Here is a 19,735-nt window from a genome sequence, read left to right on the forward strand (position 1 = left end):
CTAAGCTCTCAACCCCTGGTCCCAGCACTCATCAAATTACTATACCTTTGCCTCCAACGATAAATAACCGTCCTCCGTCGCAACGTGATGGAATGCGACATTCGTCTGGACCGGGAGTCGAGCCTTGAGTCGCGACGTGGCATTTTGTACATTCATGAAAGCCCACGGCAAGAAGGAGGGGTCATGAGCTCACGGTCAACCATTGAATGGACGGACGCGACATGGAACCCCGTACGTGGCTGCGCCAAAGTCAGCACCGGATGCAAGCACTGCTACGCCGAGACCTTCGCCGAACGATTTCGCGGCGTTCCCGGCCATCCTTACGAGCATGGATTCGATCTAAGACTCGTCCCGCACAAGCTGCCCGAGCCCTTGACCTGGCACTCGCCAAAGACCGTGTTCGTGAACTCGATGAGCGACCTCTTCCAGGAGAGGGTGCCGCTCTCGTACGTGGAACGGGTTTGCCGTGTCATGGAGCTCGGCGACTGGCATACATATCAGGTGCTGACGAAACGTGCCGAGGAGATGCGGGACGCACTCAACGGGCCGCTCTCTTTCGCCGGGCGACTCCCACACGTCTGGTGGGGAGTGAGCGTCGAGGATCGGAAATTCGGTCTGCCGCGAATTGACTCTCTTCGCGAGACAACGGCGTCGGTCCGCTTTCTCTCCGTCGAACCTCTCCTGCAAGATCTCGGCGAGATCAACCTGAGCGGCATCGACTGGGTGATCGTCGGGGGTGAGAGCGGTCGTGGTGCTAGACCGATGGAGCCCGGCTGGGTCTTGAGTATCCGCGATCAGTGCGAGGCGGCAGGAGTCGCGTTCTTCTTCAAGCAGTGGGGTGGGCAACGAAAGGCGGTATTAGGGCGGGAAATCAACGGTCGTACGTACAACGCCATGCCCGAACGGCAAGTAAAGGCTGCCCCGACCACCCACGATCGTTCAAGGCTGGTTGAGACGGCTCGAGGTTGGGCACGTCAATATGCGGCAACGGCTGACGAGTCGAAAAACTCACCCTTTCATGCGTTGCTGTCTTGAGCGGCCTTCTTCCGGAGGGCGGAGGGGGTCGGCACGGCATAGAGGTCACAGCGTCGAGAGCGGAAAGACAACCAGCGACTCACGTAGTCACGCTCACCCTCTTGCACAATCCCCGTTCCTTATCAAGCCGCCATGCGCCCTGGCCGCGCGGATGGGCCGTGTGCTTAACCGTGATCCCGCCGGAAGGGGGCGAATTCGCTGATGTCCAGCCTTCACGGTTCCTCCGAGTGGATCCTACTTATCCTCCGGCCGCCTCGATAAGATGACGGGCATGGCTGCGAGCCGATTCACCCCGCCGGTCGTGCCGGAAGGCGAGCGGCGATCACCTGGTCGCCGGGGCGGCATCGACGCTCGAGGAGCGGACCCCTGATCAAGATCTGCTACAAGACGGGCGTCGCCACGGCCGAGGTGGTCCGCGTGACGGGCTCGCACTGCGAGCACGCGTCCGATGAGCTCTCCGTCGAGGAACCGCTGGAGATCCGCCTGGCGGCTCCTGTCGAGGGCTCGGCGCCGATCTCGGTCGCGGTGACGATGCGGACGCCGGGCGACGACGTCGAGTTGGCGGCCGGGTTCCTGTTCACCGAGGGTATCATCGGCGGCGTCGAGGTCCTGGAGGGGATCGAGCGCACCGCGATCAACGCCGTGGAGGCGAGGCTCCGGCCCGGTGTCGTCCCGGATGCGGCCAGGCTGGATCGCCACTCGTTCGTCTCGTCGAGCTGCGGCGCCTGCGGCAAGCGATCGATCGCCGCGGTCCGGGTGGCGAGCCGGCACCCGATCGTCGAGGGGTCCCCCAGGCTCTCCGCCGAGCTCGTCCACGGCCTGCCCAGGACACTCCGCGCCGGCCAGTCCGCCTTCGCGCGGACGGGGGGCATCCACGCCTCGGGGCTCTTCGATGAAGAGGGCCATCTGCTCGCGCTCCGCGAGGACGTCGGCCGCCACAACGCGCTCGACAAGCTGATCGGCGCCGAGCTGCTCGCCGGCCGGATCCCGCTGGCGCGCGGGATCATCCTGGTCAGCGGCCGGGTGAGCTTCGAGCTGGTCCAGAAGGCGGCGATCGCCGGGGTCCCGGTGCTCGGGGCCGTGGGGGCGCCGTCCAGCCTTGCGGTGGACCTGGCCCGGGAATGCGGCATGACGCTGCTCGGCTTCGTCCGCGACGCCCGCTTCAACGTGTACTCCGACGCCGGCCGGATCGACCCGGCCGGCGCCCCGGCATGACCGGCGAGGTGAATATGTTCAAGCTTCCGATCCTGCCTTTCCTCCAGCGTTACTCGCGTTCGGAGCCCTCGAGGCCGCAGGCCCAGGCCCTCAGCCGCCGGTCGGCGGAGAAGTCCTCGCGGCTCCGCGGGGCCACGGTCACGAACGGCCTCTGCCCGTATTGCGCGGTCGGCTGCAGCCAGCTCCTCTACACCAAGGACGGCCAGCTCATCGACATCGAGGGGGACCCGCGGAGCCCGATCAACGAGGGGACGCTCTGCCCCAAGGGCTCCAATGCGCTGCTGCTGGCCCTCAATCCGCATCGCGTGAAGAACGTGCTCTATCGCGCGTCGTACTCGGCGGACTGGGAGACGAAATCGCTCGACTGGGCGCTCGACCGGATTGCCCGCCGCGTCAAGGAGGCGAGGGACGCCGACTTCACGGCCCGCGACGAGCAGGGCCGCACGCTGAACTCGGTCCGGAACATGGGGACGCTCGGCGGCGCCACCCTGAACATCGAGGACAACTACCTGATCAAGAAGCTCTTCTGCGGGGGCCTCGGGGTGGTCTCGGTCGAGAACCAGGCCCGAACTTGACACTCCGCCTCCGTGCCCGGTCTGGGCACCTCGCTCGGCCGCGGCGCGGCCACCAACTTCATGCAAGACGTCGTCAACAGCGACTGCATCCTGATCATCGGCTCGAACATGGCGGAGGCCCACCCCGTGGGGTTCCGCTGGCCGATGAAGGCGAAGGAGCGCGGCGCGAGGCTGATCCACGTCGATCCGCACTTCTCGCGGACCTCGGCGCTCTGCGACCATCACGTCCCGATCCGGGCCGGGACGGACATCGCGTTCATCGGCGGAATCATCAATTATATTTTGACCCATGACCTCTGGTTCCGGGACTACGTCCTCCACTACACCAACGCGTCGACCCTGATCCGCGAGGGATTCCAGGACACCGAGGACCTGGGCGGCGTCTTCAGCGGAATCGACCCGGAGACCGGCGCCTACGACGCGGTGGACGGGCGCTGGGGCTACGAATGCACGCCGGGCGACCACGCGGGACCGCCCAAGGAACAGGCCGGCGATCCGCTCGCCGGGCCGCGGTTCGGGGGCGAGGAACGCAAGGGGGTCCACGGCTACGCCATCGACGGCGGCCCACGGCCGCATTCCGGGTCGAGGTCGGGCCTGGTGGCCGGGTGCGACGGCGGCCCGCCGGCGCGCGACCCGACCTTGCAGCACCCCCGCTGCGTCTTCCAGATCCTCAGGCGCCACTTCTCCCGGTACACGCCGGAGATGGTCTCGAACATCTGCGGCTGCACCCCGGAACAGTTGAAGGGCGTGGCCGAGCTCCTGGGGACCAACTCGGGGCGCGAGCGGACGAGCGTCCTGGTCTACGCGCTGGGCTGGACCCAGCACGCCGCGGGCGCGCAGATGATCCGGGCCGGCGGCATCCTGCAGCTCCTGCTCGGCAACATCGGGCGGCCCGGGGGCGGCATCCTGGCCATGCGGGGCCATTCCAGCATCCAGGGGTCGACGGACGTCGGGACGCTCTACGACGTCCTCCCCGGCTACCTGCCCCAGCCCTCGGCGGAGGGGGTCCACGACTCGCTCGAGTCGTACGCCGCCAACGACGGGACGACCGTCGGGCTCTGGTCCAACATGCGATCGTACATCGTCAGCCTGCTCAAGGCGTGGTACGGCGACGACGCCCGGCCGGAGAACGACTTCGGCTACAACTGGCTGCCGCGGATCGAGCGCGACCACTCGCAATTGCCGACGTTCGACCGGATGGCGAAGGGGGAGCTGAAGGGCTACTTCCTCTTCGGCCAGAATCCCGGCGGCGGCGGCCTGAACGCGGGGCTGCACCGCGCCGGGCTGCGGAACCTGGAATGGCTCGTCGTGGCCGACTGGTTCCCGACCGAGAGCGCCACCTTCTGGAAGAACGACCCGGGCGGGCCGCCGCCGTCGGAGATCGGCACCGAGGTCTTCCTGCTCCCGGCCGCGGCCAATCCGGAGGCGGACGGGACCCTGACCAACACCCAGCGGCTGCTCCAGTGGCACGACCGGGCGATCGACCCGCCGGGCGATTGCCGCTCCGATGCGTGGTACGTCTACAACCTGGGGAGGCGGCTGAAGGCGCTCTACGCGGGCTCGACCGACCCGAAGGACCGGGCGATCCTGAGCCTCACCTGGGACTACGGTTACCAGGAACCCCCGCGGCTGCCGGACGGGTCGACCAGCCGGATCACGGACGATCCGGACGCCGAGAAGATCCTGATGGAGATGAACGGATTCAGGCTCGACGAGGTCGATCCCCGGACCGGGCGGCCGCGGCTGCTGTCCGGCTCCTCCGAGCTGAAGGGGGACGGCTCCACGGCCTGCGGCCTCTGGATCTACAGCGGGGTCTTCCCCGAGCCCGGCCGCAACCGGGCGCGCGAGCGCAACCGCTCGGCGAATCCGCTGGAGCCGGACTGGGGATTCGCCTGGCCGGGCAACCGCCGCGTCCTCTTCAACCGGGCCTCGGCCGATCCCGAGGGCCGGCCCTGGTCGGAGCGGAAGAAGCTGATCTGGTGGGACGCCGAAGCGGGCCGCTGGGAGGGCGCGGATCAGCCCGACTTCGAGCCGACCAAGCCGCCCGACTACCGGCCGCCGGCCGGGGCCACGGGGATGCAGGGCATCGCCGGCGACGACCCGTTCATCCTCAAGCCCGACGGCGTCGCCTGGCTCTTCGCCCCCTACGGCGTCAAGGACGGCCCGCTGCCGACGCACTACGAGCCCATCGAGTCGCCGGTCCCCAACCTGCTCTATCCCGGCCACATGTGCACGCCCGGCGTGCGGCTCTTCCCGGGCCCCCGCAACCGCCTGGTTCGAACGCCCGAGGACGAGTTCCCGGTGGTGGCCACGACCTACCGCCTCACCGAGCATTACCTGAGCGGCCCGATGAGCCGGTTCAACTCCTGGCTCTGCGAGCTCCAGCCGGAGATGTTCGTCGAGCTCAGCCCCGAGCTGGCGGCCGAGCGCGGGATCGTCCACGGCGGCTGGCTCGCGGTCCGCACCGCGCGCGGCCGCATCGAGGCCCGCGCCATGGTGACCCGCCGGCTGCGCCCGCTCGACGTCGACGGCAGGGTTGTCCACCAGGTGGGCCTGCCGTTCCACTGGGGGTTCTCCGGGCTGGTCGTCGGCGCCAACGCCAACGACCTGACCTCGCTGGTCTGCGAGCAGAACACGAGCATGCACGAGGGGAAGTCGTTCGCCTGCCAGGTCGAGCCCGTGCGCGGCCGCGTCGCCAAGCTCCGGCCGACCGCGGCCTTCGTGACCTGGCCCGATCGCAGGCCCATCCCCGGCACGCCGGACTCGGCCCAACCGGAGGGGAATTTCACGCATGGGCATTAGCGAGCTCGAGCTGGGCCAACTCCACCAGGCGAGCGACCCGCCCATCGGGCCGCTCGCCGCGATTCTCCGCCGCCTCATCGATCCATTCCGCCACGGCAAGGTCGAACCGCGGCCCTCGACCGGCTTCTACACCGACACCACGGTCTGCATCGGTTGCAAGGCCTGCGAGGTCGCCTGCAAGCAGTGGAATCAGCTCGCGGCGGACAGCCTCGAATGGACGGGCAACAGCTACGACAACACGGCCGAGCTCTCGGCGACGACCTGGCGGCACGTCAAGTTCATCGAGCAGTTCTCCGCAACCGAGCCGCGCGTGGACCACGACGCGGCCGCGACGAGCCGGGAGCTGACCATCGACGAGCTGCTCGGCGGGGGTGGCGCCGGCCGCTGGCTGATGATGAGCGACGTCTGCAAGCACTGCGTCGCCGCGCCCTGCCAGCACGCCTGCCCGACGGGGGCGATCGTCTACAACGAGTTCGCCAACGTTTACATCCAGGGAGATATCTGCAACGGCTGCTCGTACTGCATCGCGTCCTGCCCGTTCGGGGTGATCACCCGGAGCGACTTCGACGGCCACTCCCACAAGTGCACGCTCTGCTACGACCGCCAGAAGGACGGCCTGGTCCCGGCCTGCGCCAAGGCCTGCCCCACGCAATCGATCCAGTTCGGGCCGATCGACGAGCTCCGCGAGCGGGCGCGGAGGCGGGTCGAGGATCTCCACGAACGGGGCGTTGCCGGGGCTTACCTCTACGGCGACGTGCCCACGGAGACCTACTCCGCGCTCCATTCGTTCTACCTGCTCGTCGATCATCCGACGGTCTACGGGCTGCCGGAGTCGCCGTGCAACCCGTGGAATCACCTGGTCGGGGATCACGTCCGGACCTCGCTCTCCGCGGTCGCGACGATCGCCCTGATCCTCGCGGTCCTCTTCCTGCGGGGGGTGTGAGATGCGGGACGAGGACAGGCCCCGCGCGATCGTGCCCGGCTATGCGGACCGGGACGTGACCAAGGTCCCGGGCTGGCATGGGCTGGTCGTGTGGGACGTGCTCCTGAACAGCCTGACGACGGGCCTCTACCTGTTCGCCGCGGTGGCCGACCTGGGGTTCCCCGGGGTGCTCGGCCCCGCGGCCCGGGCGGCGTATCCGGTCGCGCTGGCCTGGCTGATGGCCGATCTCCTGCTGCTGGTCCTCGACCTGGGCGACCCGCTCCGGTTCCATCACATGCTCCGGATCTTCAAGCCGAGCTCGCCGATGTCGCTGGGGACGTGGAGCCTCACCGCGTATTCCATGCCGCTGGGCCTGATCGTGGGGATCGAGCTGGTCGAGTGGCTGGAGCTGCTCCCCGCCTGGTCGACGCTGCTGGAGGGGGCGAGGACGGCGTCGGTGGTCCTCGCCCTGCTGCCGGCCTTCGGCTCGGTCGCCTACAAGGGGGTCCTCTTCAGCACCAGTTCCCAGCCGGGCTGGAAGGACGCCCGCTGGCTGGGCGGCTTCATGGCCAACTCGGCGGCGCTGCTGGGCTGCGTGCAGATCCTCGTCCTCGCAACGCTGAGGGGCGAGGAGCGGGCCGCCGCCGCCTTCCGGGGCGTCGCCGTCGTGCTGCTGCCGGTCAGCCTGATCCCGACGGCCCTGGTCTTCCGGGAGATCCGGGGGACGCTCGCGCGACTCTACACCCGGCGCCAGATTGACCTGGTCACGGCGTTGATCGTCGCCGGGGGGACGCTGGCACCCTGGCTCATCCTGCTCCTGGCCGACGGTGCCGCGTCGACCCTCATCGCCGCGTCTCTCGTGCTGCTGGGCAGCCTGGCCGCACGGGCCCGGTTCCTCGAGATCCCGCACGCGTCGCAGGAAAGGCGGGGGCAGACCCCCGCTGGGGCCTCGGGCCACTATTCCCCGACCACTGGACCCGCGTCGTGAATTGAGGTATAGCAACAGTTGGCGACGGCCTCGGCGAAGGCTCCCGGCTCCCTCCTGACTGGCCGTGAGACGATCCGCCTCGAACTCGCCTCCACACCACACCACCACGACGCCGATGACGACGTCGCCATGCGTTCGCGCGGATGACGCCCGCGATCGGGTCATCGCGGTGCGATCTCCCCTCCTGCTTGACGGAGGTTGGCTATGAAATCGAGGATACTGTCCGTGTTCGTGGCCGAGGTCATCGCGGGGCTGTGGCTCGCCGGGACGTGCGCGGCGGGGGACGCTGCGGGGACGGTCAACCGGCCCGCTCCGGGTCGCATCCGCTATCAGCCCGATCGGGCCAACGCGATCGAGGTCCCGCCGACGCGGGCGCGGTTCGTCCGCGTCGTGATCAGGTCCTGTGCTGAGGGGGCGGCCAGCCTCGACGAGGTCGAGGTCTACGGTCCGGACGGGACGTCGAACCTGGCGAGGGCGGGGGCCGGGGCGGTCGCGTCGGCGTCGTCGACGATCGCCGGCTACGCGATCCACCGGCCGGAGAACCTCAACGACGGCCGCTATGGCAACGACCACGGCTGGGTGGCCGCGACGACCGGCGAGGAATGGGTCCAGGTCGAGCTGCCGGCGGCGGCGATGATCGCTCGCGTGGTGCTTTCGCGAGATCGGACGGGCACGTACCGCGATCGTCGGATCGGACGGGCCGAAATCCGGACATCCCTGGATGGCCGCGGCTGGTCGACCCTCCGGGAGGTCGTTTCGGACGACGCGCCCAGAGTCATCCCCTCGCCGCTCTCCTGGGATGCCCTGCTGCGGTACGCCTTCCTCTGCGAGCGGGACACGTGGGCCACGGCCTCGCGCGACGATGCGCTCTCGCCCTGGAAGGCGGACCGGCCCGCGATCCCGGGCGGGCCGCCCTACTGGAAGGCCCTGGCGGAGCTCGACCCGATCGGCCGGAATCTCCGCCTGATGCGCGAACTCGCGGACCGGCTGGCGGCGAAGGGGCTGGACGTGGCCCGGGAGCGGGGCGAGATCGCCAGCCTGGACGGTCGGCGGAATGCCCTGAAACCGGAGGATCCAGACGCCGAGGAGGCCCTTTACCTGGACATCCGGGTCGCCAAACGCCGACTCTTCCTCCGCGACCCGGAGCTGGCGTCGGGCCTCTCGCGGATCCTCTTCGTCAAGCGGCATCCGTTCGCGTCGTCGCATAATTATAGCGACATCCTCGACTCCACGTTCCGGGCCGGCGGCGGGATCTGCCGGCTGGACATCCCGACGCGGGATGGCCGCCTCGATCCGGCCTCGGGCACGGTCACGACGCTCTTCGCGTCCCCCGAGGGGATCGCCCGCGATCCGGTCGCGGACTTCGACGCGAGGACGATCTACTTCGCCTACCGGCCGGGCGGGGCCGAGCGAAAGGAGGAGTCGTTCTGGCACCTGCGGGCGATGGACGCCTCGGGCGGCCCGGCGCGGCAGCTCACGTCGGGGCCGTTCCACGACGATTATCCCTGTCCCTTGCCCGACGGCCGGCTCGCGTTCATCTCCACCCGCTGCCGGGCGCGGTTCCTCTGCTGGCGGCCCCAGGCGTTCGTCCTCTTCGCGATGGACGCGGACGGACGGCCAGAGAGCATCCGGGCCCTCTCCCACGCCAACCTGAGCGAGTGGGCGCCGACGGTCCATCGCGACGGGCAGATCCTCTGGACGCGGTCGGAGTACCTGGACAAGGGGGCCGACTTCGGCCATACCCTCTGGCTGATCCGCCCCGACGGCACCAATCCGACCCTCCTCTTCGGCAACAATACGCGGAACTGCTACGTCAATGCCCATGACGTCCCCGACGGCGCCGAGGTCTGCTGCACGCTCTTCTCGCACGGCGGCGACCACAACGGCCCGATCGGCCTGATCGACGCGGCGGCCGGGCCGTTCCGGGCCGACGCGGTCACCAACATCACGCCCGACGTCCGCCCCCGCTATCACATGGAGTGGGCCGCCCGCGAGTGCTTCCGCGACCCAAGCCCGATCTCCCGGGACCTGATCCTGGTCAGCCACGCGCCCGGCGACGTCTTCGGCCTCTACGCGATCGACCGCTACGGCAATCGGGAGCTGCTCTACCTGGATCCCACGATCGGCAGCATGAGCCCCACCCCCTTGCGGCCCAGGCCGAAGCCGCCGGTGATCCCGGCGGAGGAGCCGAATCCCGGACTGGAAAGGCTCGCCGGCGACGAGCCGCGCGGCGAGTTCTTCCTGGCGGACGTCTATCGCGGGCTCGAGCCGGCGGTGGCCCGGGGCTCGGTCCGCTATCTCCGGATCTGCGAGGAGGTCCGATCCGAGCTCGAGCGCAAGGCCGACGGATCCTACCGCGACGATCACGAGGCCTTCCAGGATTTCTACGCGTCGCCCACTCACCTGGTCACCGGCCCGAACGGCTGGCCGAGCTACGTGGCGAAGGCCGTCGTCGGCACGGTGCCCGTGGAGCCGGACGGCTCCGCCCGGTTCGTCGCGCCCGCGGGGAAGGTGCTGTACTTCCAGGCCCTCGACGGCGACCGGAACGAGCTCCAGCGGATGCGGAGCGTCGTCCAGCTCCAGCCCGGCGAGCGTCGCGGCTGCGTCGGCTGCCACGAGCACCGCACCGACGCCCCCGCGAGCCGCCCGGCCCTGCCGCGGGCGATGGCCAAGGCGCCGAGCGTCCCCGAGCCGCCGTCGTGGGGCGCCGGCCCCTTCTCGTACGAGCGGGTCGTCCAGCCGGTCTGGGATCGCCGCTGCGTCTCGTGCCATGATGCCGGGGCGACAAATGGCCTCAACCTGGCCGGGACGCTCGACGCGGACCGGATCCCGGCCTCGTACCGGACCCTGATCCAGGGCGGCTGGGTCCACCACTTCGACCTCACCTGGGGCCGCGAGCACGAGAAGGCGGCGCCCCGGACCTTCGGGACCCTGCAAAGCCGCCTCTGGAAGACGCTCGAGGCCCCGGGCGGCCACCATGGCACCACGCTGACGGCCGACGAGCGGCATCGGATCACCTGCTGGATCGACCTGAATTGCCCGCTCTGGCCGGATTACACGTTCCGGCTCGACCGGCCGAAGTCGGCGTCGGTGGTCGCGGACAAGGGACAAGGTGGGGTCCATTGAGTCATCCGAGCGTTCGGCGTTCTGGCGTTCTGATCCACGGACTTCGCGTTGACGGACTGGCCCGGCTCGCCTAGACTCCCCGCACATCCGCCCTCGAACGATCGTCAAGGAACGTGACGGGATCGTGAACCTTCGAGTTGCCGCGGAAAGGACTCCGCCCCATGTGCTCGAAGCGGCCATCGTGGCTCGCCGCCGGACTGTCGGCCCTCGCCTGCGTCGCGGGCTGCGCCCTGCTCGGGCTCGGCGGCTGCAACCCGAACAAGGATCAGCTCCGCCCGGAGAACCTCTTCGGCCGGATCGGCCACGGTCAGCCGGGGCAGATCATCGAGCCGAAGAAATGCCAGATCCGGGTGGCGATCCTCGACCGGCCGTCCCGCGACGAGGCCCTCAACGACGTCGTCTGGAAGTCCGCCGACGAGCAGGTCCTGCCGCCCGAGACGCGGCGGGCGCTCGAGGTCAACGGCCTGCGGCTGGGCCGGATCACGGGCGAGATCCCGCGCGCCATCGATACGATCCTGAACGCCCCGCCACCTCACAAGGTCGAACCCACGAGCTTCTACCTGGACGACGGCGACTCGACGCTGATCAGTGTCACGGACACCGCGGACCAGGTCAGCTTGCTCCTGAACCGCCAGAGTCATCCCTACGGCAAGGACTATCAGACGGTCAGCGGCTACTTCCGCGTCATCGCGAATCATCAGGGGACCGACGGGGTCTCGCTCCGATTCACCCCGGAGCTCCACCACGGCGCGGTCCGACGGTCGTACCAGCCGATGACCAGCTCCGCCTCGTACGCGCCCCAGGAGTTCAAGATCACCGACGGCCAGGAGGAGGAGATGCTCCAGGACATGGCCGCGACGCTGGAAGTCGGGCCCGACCAGGTCGTGGTGCTGGGCTGCTTCCCGGAACAGTCGCGGAGCCTGGGCGGCTTCTTCTTCACCCGCTCCGAGGCCCATTCGGACCTGCGACGGCAGAAGCTCGTCCTGATCTGGGCCGCGCGGAACCAGCTCGGCACGCCCGCCGACAAGGTCGCGCGCACCGACCGGCCGGAGCCCGGCGGCCTCCTGGACCGGCTCGCGGCCGCGGCCGGCAAGACCACGGCGGCGAAACCCAGGGCCGGCGATCCGGCGACCAAGGACCCGGCGGTCGTCCGGACCGGCGGAGCAGCGGCGACGGCCCACTAGACCCGGGGATGAGGGCTCGGTGATCCACGGATGAGGCCGCGAGTCGATCGCGGCGGCGAGGGAAGGATGCGCCATGGACGGGCAGCCACGAGGTGACGATGCGGACATGATCCTCCCCGGGCCGGGGCCGGGTCGCGAGCCCCGGCGATGGTTCACGCACGGAGGTCACGAGTCCCTTCCCGCGCCGGTTCGGGTATTATGGAAGCGGCGGCCGAGGCACGGCCGGCCGGGAGGTCCATCGCCCGTGTCCAGTCCTTCGGAACCGTCCGGAAACGATTCGCCGGTCGTCATCGACGGCTCGCGCGGCGAGGGGGGAGGCCAGATCCTCCGCACCGCGCTGTCGCTGTCGCTGCTGACCGGGCGGGGCTTCCGGATGACGAAGATCCGGGCCAACCGGGACAAGCCGGGCCTGCGGCCGCAGCACCTGAAGGCCGTGGAGGCCGCCGCGCAGCTCGGCGGCGAGGTCGTCGGCGCCGAGGTCGGCTCGCGGGAGCTGGTCTTCCGGCCCCGGCCGTACGCGGCTCGGGACATGAAGCTCGACATCGGCACGGCGGGATCGGCCGCGCTGGTGCTCCAGACGCTCCACCTGCCGCTGGCGATGCGTGCCGAGTCGGCCGTCCGCGTGGTGATCAACGGCGGGACATTCAACCCCAAGGCGCCGGCCTTCCCGTTCCTCGATGAAACCTGGCGGGCCCACATGTCGCGGCTCGGCCTGTCGGTCTCGCTGGCGATGCCGGCGGCCGGCTTCTACCCGCGCGGCGGAGGCCGGCTGGACGCCTGGATCGAGCCGGGGCGGCCCGCGGCGAAGGCGATCCCGGACCGCGGCCGGATGCGGCGGATCCGGGGCGTGGCCGGCGTCTGCAACCTCCGCGACGACATCGCCGCGCGGATCCGCGACCGGGCCCTCATGCAGCTCGACGACTCCGGCCTGAACTCGGACATCGAGATCGACGTCGTCCGCTGGCCGGGTCCCGGCCAGGGGGCCGCCATCGCCATCTGGGCGGAGCACCAGGACGCCGTCCCCGCCACGTTCGTCGGCCTGGGCGAGCGCGGCAAGCCGGCGGAGGCGGTCGCCGACGAGGCCGTCGAAGAGCTCCTCGACTTCGAGGCCGTCGAGCCCGCCGCCATGGATCCGCACTCCGCCGACCAGGTCCTCCTGCCCCTGGCCCTGGCCGACGGCCCCTCGAGCTACTCCGTCAACATCGTCACCGAGCACCTCCGCACCAACGCGGCCACCATCCGCCAGTTCCTCGATCGCGAGATCACCATCGAGGAGTCCAGCGATCGAGGGGTCCCGGCGCGGGTGACGATCGCGTAGGACGATCCGTCATCTCGCCGGTGAACCGTGGGCGTGGACCCTTCGCAGAGTCCATAAGAGGAACTCGTCCCGTTCCCGGACCTTACCGCTGGCGTCTCCGAGCCAGGGCGACCAGACCGGTCAGGCAGCCGCAGATGGACAGGGCCAGCGACGAGGGCTCCGGAACCGCGGCGACCGCGATCGGGGAGGCAGCACCGGGGTAAGGACCATCGTAATAGAAGAGAAGCTTAGTGTCCCCTGAATCCAGAGAATAAGGATCAGGACCAATCCCGGTGATCTGCAAGTTGTTGTTGGCGTTATTGCGGGACCACGCCAGTTCGCTTCGCTTTCCACTTTGAGGATCGGTATAATTAAACTGGATCAAGGTATTCACTTTCAGTTTGATGGACTCCGCTGTGACGTCCATCGTGGGCGTGTCAGTACCTGAAGAAATTAACAGACCGAAGTGGAGGAATCCGCCAATGGAACTCGAGCCAGATGCGGCGATGGCACCATCCTTGTCCGTTATCTTGAACCACCAGGACGTGATGTGGCTCGTATTGGTCATCTTCCCGGTCGTCCCATCGGTCGTGATCTCTCCCGAGATGTTGTAACCATTTTGAACGTCGGGATAATTCGCGAAGTCGTAAACCATGCTGCCGGCCCGAGCCGATGAGCCGAGCAGGGCCAGGGTGACGAGGGCGAGAAACCGGAAGCGGCTGCGCTGCATGTTGCTCTCCTTGAGGACGTCGTCGTGGGCTTCGGTCGTCGAAAGCGAACTCATCAAACTGGTCTAATAGGGCATCGTCAAGACCTCGTCCACGCAACCGCCACCTTTTGGCTCATCTTGATGCCGTTGCGAAACGAACGTGGGAGGGCGGCATCCCCCGTCGGGTGCTTTCATCTCAACGGCTCCGAAACCGTGCAGGACCGATGGGACTCTCCTGGCCGAACCCGACCGGAGGCGATCCCTGACGTCCGAGCCGGACGCGCCACGGCACATGGAATGTGCCTGCTACGAAATGGGCGCGTACCAGGCTCATTCCATGTGCCGTCAGGCCGACGGTCGCCGGCCTGATCGTGATAGCCCTCGCCGCCGATTCCCGTTCGGAGGGAGGGTCCGGCGACGGGCGCAGGCTCACCCGGTCGCCGGGCGGAGCCGGCTCCTACAAAATGCAATCCCTCCCGTCCGTCGGTCTTCTTCGTATTCTCTTCTCTGTGCCCTCCGTGCCTCTGTGGTTAATCTTCCGCGATCGTGACGGGCACCCCGGCCTCGCCGTCGGGGAGCGCCAGGATGTCCACGGTGACCTTGACGGTGTGGTTGCCGCCGCCGAGGATGACGCCCTTGATGGGGCTGACGTCGTCGTAGTCGCGTCCCCAGGCCAGGACGATGTGGCGGTCGTAGGGCACCTGGTTGTTGGTGGGGTCGATGTCGATCCAGCCGAAGCCGGGGCAGAAGAACGAGAGCCAGGCGTGGGAGGCTTCCGCGCCCACGACGTCGGGGCGGCCGGTGGCGTCCACGGGCCGCGTCACCAGGTAGCCGCTGACGTACCGGGCGGCCAGTCCGAGCGACCGCAGGCAGCCGATCTGGAGGTGGGCGAAGTCCTGGCAGACGCCGTGCCGGCGCTCGAGGACCTCCTTGATCGGGGTGGCGATCGTCGTGGCGGTCGGGTCGTAGCGGAACTCCTTGAAGATCCGCCGGGTCAGGTCGAGCACGGCCTCGTAGATCGGCCGGCCCGCCGGGAACGATCGCTGGGCGTACTCGGCGAAGCCCGGCCCGGTGGGGACGTACGGGGAGTCGAAGGCGAACTGGCTGGCGGCCAGCGCATCCGGCGAGGCCGGGGTCCGCAGCATGTCGCGGACCGACTCCCACGGGGGCGTGCGATCGGGCTCGGGGAGGACCTCCGGCGTGATCTCGGTCACGTTGATCGCCGTCACGCTGAGCTCGCGGTGCGGCTCGCCGATCGTCGCGAACGTGGCCGTGTTGCCGAAATAGTCGATCCGTTCGGTCATCACCGACGGCGCGGGGCTGATCCGCAGCTCGCTGGAGAGCTTCGCCTGCCAGGGCCCGCTCCGCGCGGTCAGGTGGACCACGTTGTGGCAGAGCGAGACCGGCTCCACGTAATCGTAGACCGTCGTATGGATGGCTCGGTAGATCATGGTCCGGGCGCCGGTCCCTTCGCGATCGACTCGTCGGCCTCGGGCTGGTCCTCCGGCCCGACGGCCGGCGGCGGCATCGGTGGCGGGGTCGGGGTCGGGGGCCCGGCCGCGTGGTTGCCGAGGTGCCGCGAGGTCTGGAGGTGGCTGAAGTAGCTGGCCGCGATGACCTCGGAGAGGATCGGGAGATCGGCCTCCGTCCTGCGGAGGAGATCCTCGAGGCGAGGGCGATGGCCCCCCTCGCCGGCCTTCGCCAGGGCGTCCACGTCGGCCAGGCGGATGGCCGAGAGGTTCGCCAGGACGAGCCGCTGCTCGACGCTCCGTCCCGCGAGCGAGGGGTCGCGGGGGAGGCGGTCGATGCTCTCCGCCAGGGCCGCGAGCTGGAACGCCAGCGAACGCGGGTTGGTCTCGTCGGCGAGCAGGAGGTCCAGCACGGGCGCCGCCTGGAGCGTGCTCAGGTAGCGCCGGCGATAGGTCATCGTGCTGTCCGCGATCTCCAGCAGCGCCTCCAGGACGCAGCTCTCGGCCCGGCCCTGGACCGACAGCATGCCTCGGAGCAGGCCGGAGGTCTGGAGCGACCGCTCCAGGCGACGGCCCATGTCGAGGAACGTCCAGGACTGGCCCCGCGTGAGGTTCTCCGCGACCAGCCCGCTGAAGGCCGCCAGCCGGTTGACGCCGGCGTCGAGGATCTCGAGGACCTCGCTGAGGACGGCGCGGGAGTCCGTCGGCGCCAGGTCGGGCCGGGGGCCGTCGCCTTCCTCCTCGCCGTCGGCCAGGGCCGAGGCGGCCATGGCGTTGAGGTTGGCCATCAGGTCCACCATCAGTTGGCTCAGCGTCCGCCACATGTCCACGGAGATCCGGTCGCGGACCTTGGCGGCGACCCGCTGGAGCATGGCCAGCGTGGACGAGAGGCTGCCGGGCCGCTCGCGGTCGAAGATCACCGAGAGGAGCTCCTCCTCCGGCCGATCCACCGACGCCTCGCCCTCCTCGAGGAACCCGGGGAAGGTCTGGGTCAGGGTCGTGAGCGCCTTCAGGAGCAGGGGGAGCTCCGGCACCTCGACCATGCCCGATTTCTCGGTGAGGCGGGCGATGATGCCGCGGAGCAGCCGGACGACCTGCTCCGCCCGCTCGACGTAGCGGCCCAGCCAGTAGAAATTGTCGGCGTGGCGGCTCGACAGGTCGCCCCCCGCCCGGCTGAGCCGGATCGACCGGTGCGGCGAAGGCAGCAGGCTGAACGAGGTCACAGGGCCGTCGGCGAGGATCCAGGTGTCCTTGCTCCCCCCCCCGCGCTGCATCGTGACGACCTTGGTGTCGGCCGACGAGGCGACCCGCGTCAGCCCCCCGGGCATGATCGCGTAGCCCTCTTCCCGCGCCGCGAGGAAGACGCGGATGGTCTGATAGCGGGGCTCCAGCCGGTCGCCGACCATCACCGGGACCGAGGACAGCTCCACCTGCTCCTGGCCGACGAAGTCCCCGGGGCGGGCCCGGATCCGGTCCGACAGCTCGCGGAGCTGCGACGGGCCGAGGCGGTCGCCGAAGATCGGCTCGAAGCGGCGGTGGGCGAACGCCGGCTTGATCACCAGCCGGGGGAGCTTGGAGAGGACGTGGCCCATCCCCACCGGCTCGCCGCACCACCACGACTCGGCCCACGGCACCTTCAGCTCCTCGCCGAGCACCTCGCGGCAGATCGCCGGCAGATAGGCGAGGATCCCGGGCGTCTCCACCACCCCACTCCCCAGGGCGTTGGCCATCGTGACATTGCCGGCGCGGAGGACCTGGAGCAACCCGGGGACGCCCAGGAACGACTGCCCGCGGAGCTCCAGCGGGTCGCAGTAGTCGTCGTCCAGGCGGCGGAGGATCACGTCCACCGGCTGGAGGCCCCCCAGCAGCTTCAGGTAGACCCGGTTCCCCCGGACCAGCAGGTCGCCCCCCTCCACCAGCGTGTAGCCGAGATAGCCGGCGAGGTAGGCGTGCTCGAAGTAGGTCTCGTTGTAGGGGCCTGGGGTCAGGAGCACGATCCGCGGGTTGTCCCGGTTGTGCGGGGCGATCGACTGGAGCAGGTCGCGGACCGACTGGAAGAACGGCGCCAGCCGCTCCACCCGGCAGTCGCGGAAGACGTCCGGGAGCATCCGCGAGAGGACGATCCGGTTTTCCAGCGCGTAGCCGGATCCCGAGGGGGCCTGGGTGCGGTCGCCCAGGACCATGATCGTGCCGTCGGCCGCCCGGCCGAGCTCCACGGCGTAGAGGTGGAGCCGGCGATTCATCGGCACCTGGAGCCCGTGGCAGGGGTGGAGGAAGCCGGGATTGCCGAAGACCAGCTCCGGGGGGAGGAAGCCGCGCGAGAGGAGCCGCATCGGCCCGTAGATGTCCGCCAGGATCAGGTCGAGGAGCCGGGCCCGCTGGACCAGCCCCTCCGCCAGCCGGCTCCACTCCTCGGGCGTGATCAGGACGGGGATCGGGTCGAGCTGCCAGGGCCGGTCCATGCCCCGAGGGTCGCCGTAGACGTTGTACGTGACCCCGTTCTGGCGGATCAGGTCCTGGGATTCCTCCCAGCGGCGGCGGACCTCCCCGATCCCGAGATTCTCCACGGCCTCGATGTAAGGCTTCCAGTGGCCGCGGACCTCGCCGTCGGGGCCCTTCGCCTCGTCATAGGAGCCCCCGATCCCGCCGTAGGCCCCCCAGGCCGAGGCCCCGGGGCCATGGCCGGCCCACTCCTCGTGCACCTCGGCTCCGGACGTGAGAGCTGGCATCAACGGTACTCGCGAGGACGGAAGACGCGATGGGTTGGGATGGCAGAGGTAGGGCTAAGCTCGACGAGTCCCTTGATCATCCACTTATTACCACAAATCCGGCCCCCCGGGGAGACAGATTCCACGAGCAAAAGAACCGGCTCCCCCAACCCCAGACAGCTCATCCCACCCCTCTCCGATCCCATCCCAGGGACTTGCCAAATTGGCTTCGATCGTCGCATCAATCATAACACATGCATTACGCAAGCCTTTTCCCGACAATATTTAATGTCGAACTTCAGAGTGGCTTTGTAAGCACCATCCCCAATCGCGAAGGCCGATCTTCACACTCCTTGCACGCAAGCAAAGTCTCCGGGCGGCCGTGGTGGAATACCACGGGACCGCCTTGGCCTGTCAACAAAGCTCGTCCGGCGCAACGGCCTGCTCGCTCATCCCACCCCGCTCCGATCCCATTCCCGGGACTTGCCAAATTGGCTTCGATCGTCGCATCAATCATCACACATGTCAGACGCAAGTCTTTTCCTGCTCAGCTTTAATGTCGAATTTCGGATTGGCTTTGAAGGCGAGATTACTCCGATCTTGCTCCTCCAAGGGCTCCCCCATCGGGCGTCGCCCGCCCCCCTCCGAGTCCACCCTGAAAGCAGGCGGTTTCGGGTGCCTCCTCATCCTGAAAACCCCGCCCTCACGGCATGGCGAACAAGCTGGACCGCGCGCACCCCGGCCGCGGCGCGACACTCCCTGTAAAGAGAGTGCGCCATGTTTCGCGATTTCTGATCGGTCCCGACCGGATTTCTCGAAAGTTGTTTTCGACGAAATCCGCGAAACCCCAACAATCGGAGCAACCGGCCGATCGACGCGAATCGGCGTAACCGTCTTCCCCGCAAGTCCCTGTCGACCGCTGAACCGATCCCTCGCCAGGCCTGTCGGGGGCTTGGACCGAACCATGGGAACCATCGGTGATGACTGTTATTTGCTATTGCTTTCGCTTTCGGCGGACGGTTTCATGACCCTGGTCCGATACCGCCGCAATTCACGCCGCCTCCGGAACGCCCTCTCCCGACGGCCCGAAGACGACGCCGCAGTGCCGAAGCGTCTTCCCGAACCGCTCCCAAGCCATCGCACCTGGTTTGTCCCTGGGAGGTCCCATGGCCCGGTCTCGCCTCGCGCGCAAGGATCGTCTGCGCCCCCCCCCCTGCGTTGAAGGGCTTGTTGCTTGACCGACTCGAGGAGCGATCGCTGGTCGCCGAGCCGATCAACGTCTTCGCGCTCAGCATGGGAGTCCCCATGGGCCTGATCGGCGCGGTCCGCTCGGGGCAGATGCTGACGGCGAGGGCGACGGCCCGGGCCGTCGCCGCGGTGCCGGGACCGGACGTGTCGACGACGGTGACCCGTTCCAGCCCGCTGACCCTGAGCCACGGCTCGCCCGGTCGCCGGACCGAGGCGGCTCCCACGGGGCAACTGGTTCGGCGAGCGGTTGCGGAGGCGCCATTTGCCGGGCTGAACCTCGCCCTGCCGGCGGAAGCCCGTTACGGCACCGACGGCCTCGGCCTCGGCAAGGCCCACGCCGGCGCGGGGCAGGCCGCGGGGGCGGGAGCATCCGGGCCGGCGCAGGTGCTGGGCAACGGTGGCTCGTCCGCGGCCGTCCGCCCGGGCGAGCCGGCTCGGTCCGCGAGCCGCGCCAGCA

The 19,735-nt window shown here is 69.0% G+C and carries 11 protein-coding genes and 1 pseudogene; 9 read left to right on the forward strand and 3 right to left on the reverse strand.

Going from position 1 to position 19,735, the window contains the following annotated elements:
- Positions 1–183: 183 nt before the first annotated feature.
- The 8 genes from G6O54_RS34030 (at position 184) to rtcA (ending at position 13,165) form a co-directional block, all read left to right on the forward strand.
- Positions 184–1,035: a DUF5131 family protein gene (locus G6O54_RS34030; protein ID WP_165234411.1), complete on the forward strand. Its 852-nt coding sequence runs from the start codon at positions 184–186 to the stop codon at positions 1,033–1,035.
- 408 nt (positions 1,036–1,443) lie between these two features.
- Positions 1,444–2,250, forward strand: coding sequence for a formate dehydrogenase accessory sulfurtransferase FdhD (fdhD, locus tag G6O54_RS34035; protein ID WP_165234414.1), 807 nt, complete (start codon positions 1,444–1,446; stop codon positions 2,248–2,250).
- A gap of 14 nt (positions 2,251–2,264) precedes the next feature.
- Positions 2,265–5,627: a formate dehydrogenase gene (fdh, locus tag G6O54_RS34045; RefSeq protein ID WP_439650299.1), complete on the forward strand. Its 3,363-nt coding sequence runs from the start codon at positions 2,265–2,267 to the stop codon at positions 5,625–5,627.
- A complete protein-coding gene (locus G6O54_RS34050; RefSeq protein WP_165234424.1) occupies positions 5,617–6,570 on the forward strand; it encodes a 4Fe-4S dicluster domain-containing protein in 954 nt (317 codons plus the stop codon). Before fdh ends, G6O54_RS34050 begins: the two co-directional genes overlap by 11 nt.
- A gap of 1 nt (position 6,571) precedes the next feature.
- Positions 6,572–7,537: an NrfD/PsrC family molybdoenzyme membrane anchor subunit gene (nrfD, locus tag G6O54_RS34055; protein ID WP_165234427.1), complete on the forward strand. Its 966-nt coding sequence runs from the start codon at positions 6,572–6,574 to the stop codon at positions 7,535–7,537.
- Positions 7,538–7,741: 204 nt separating this feature from the next.
- The gene (locus tag G6O54_RS34060; RefSeq protein WP_165234430.1) at positions 7,742–10,663 is read left to right on the forward strand and encodes an HzsA-related protein; all 2,922 of its coding nucleotides are present in this window, start codon (positions 7,742–7,744) and stop codon (positions 10,661–10,663) included.
- A gap of 161 nt (positions 10,664–10,824) precedes the next feature.
- Positions 10,825–11,847, forward strand: a complete 1,023-nt coding sequence (locus G6O54_RS34065; RefSeq protein ID WP_165234433.1) for a hypothetical protein — start codon at positions 10,825–10,827, stop codon at positions 11,845–11,847.
- Between the two features lie 244 nt (positions 11,848–12,091).
- The gene (rtcA, locus tag G6O54_RS34070; protein WP_205679124.1) at positions 12,092–13,165 is read left to right on the forward strand and encodes an RNA 3'-terminal phosphate cyclase; all 1,074 of its coding nucleotides are present in this window, start codon (positions 12,092–12,094) and stop codon (positions 13,163–13,165) included.
- An 82-nt stretch (positions 13,166–13,247) separates the two neighbouring features.
- Here the strand turns inward: rtcA and G6O54_RS34075 are convergent, their stop codons facing one another.
- The 3 genes from G6O54_RS34075 to G6O54_RS34085 form a co-directional block, all read right to left on the reverse strand.
- Positions 13,248–13,874: a PEP-CTERM sorting domain-containing protein gene (locus G6O54_RS34075; RefSeq protein ID WP_165234436.1), complete on the reverse strand. Its 627-nt coding sequence runs from the start codon at positions 13,872–13,874 to the stop codon at positions 13,248–13,250.
- 509 nt (positions 13,875–14,383) lie between these two features.
- Entirely contained in the window at positions 14,384–15,304 is a 921-nt protein-coding gene (locus tag G6O54_RS34080; RefSeq protein WP_165234439.1) for a transglutaminase family protein, read from the reverse strand.
- Positions 15,301–18,051 carry a circularly permuted type 2 ATP-grasp protein gene (locus G6O54_RS34085; protein ID WP_165234442.1) on the reverse strand — a complete coding sequence of 917 codons (2,751 nt, stop codon included), beginning with the start codon at positions 18,049–18,051 and terminating at the stop codon, positions 15,301–15,303. Before G6O54_RS34085 ends, G6O54_RS34080 begins: the two co-directional genes overlap by 4 nt.
- A 1,209-nt stretch (positions 18,052–19,260) precedes the next feature.
- Between G6O54_RS34085 and G6O54_RS34090 the strand changes: the two are divergent.
- Positions 19,261–19,735, forward strand: a pseudogene (locus tag G6O54_RS34090) (hypothetical protein); the annotation flags it as partial.

Source organism: Aquisphaera insulae (assembly GCF_011064615.1).
Classification (GTDB): domain Bacteria; phylum Planctomycetota; class Planctomycetia; order Isosphaerales; family Isosphaeraceae; genus Aquisphaera; species Aquisphaera insulae.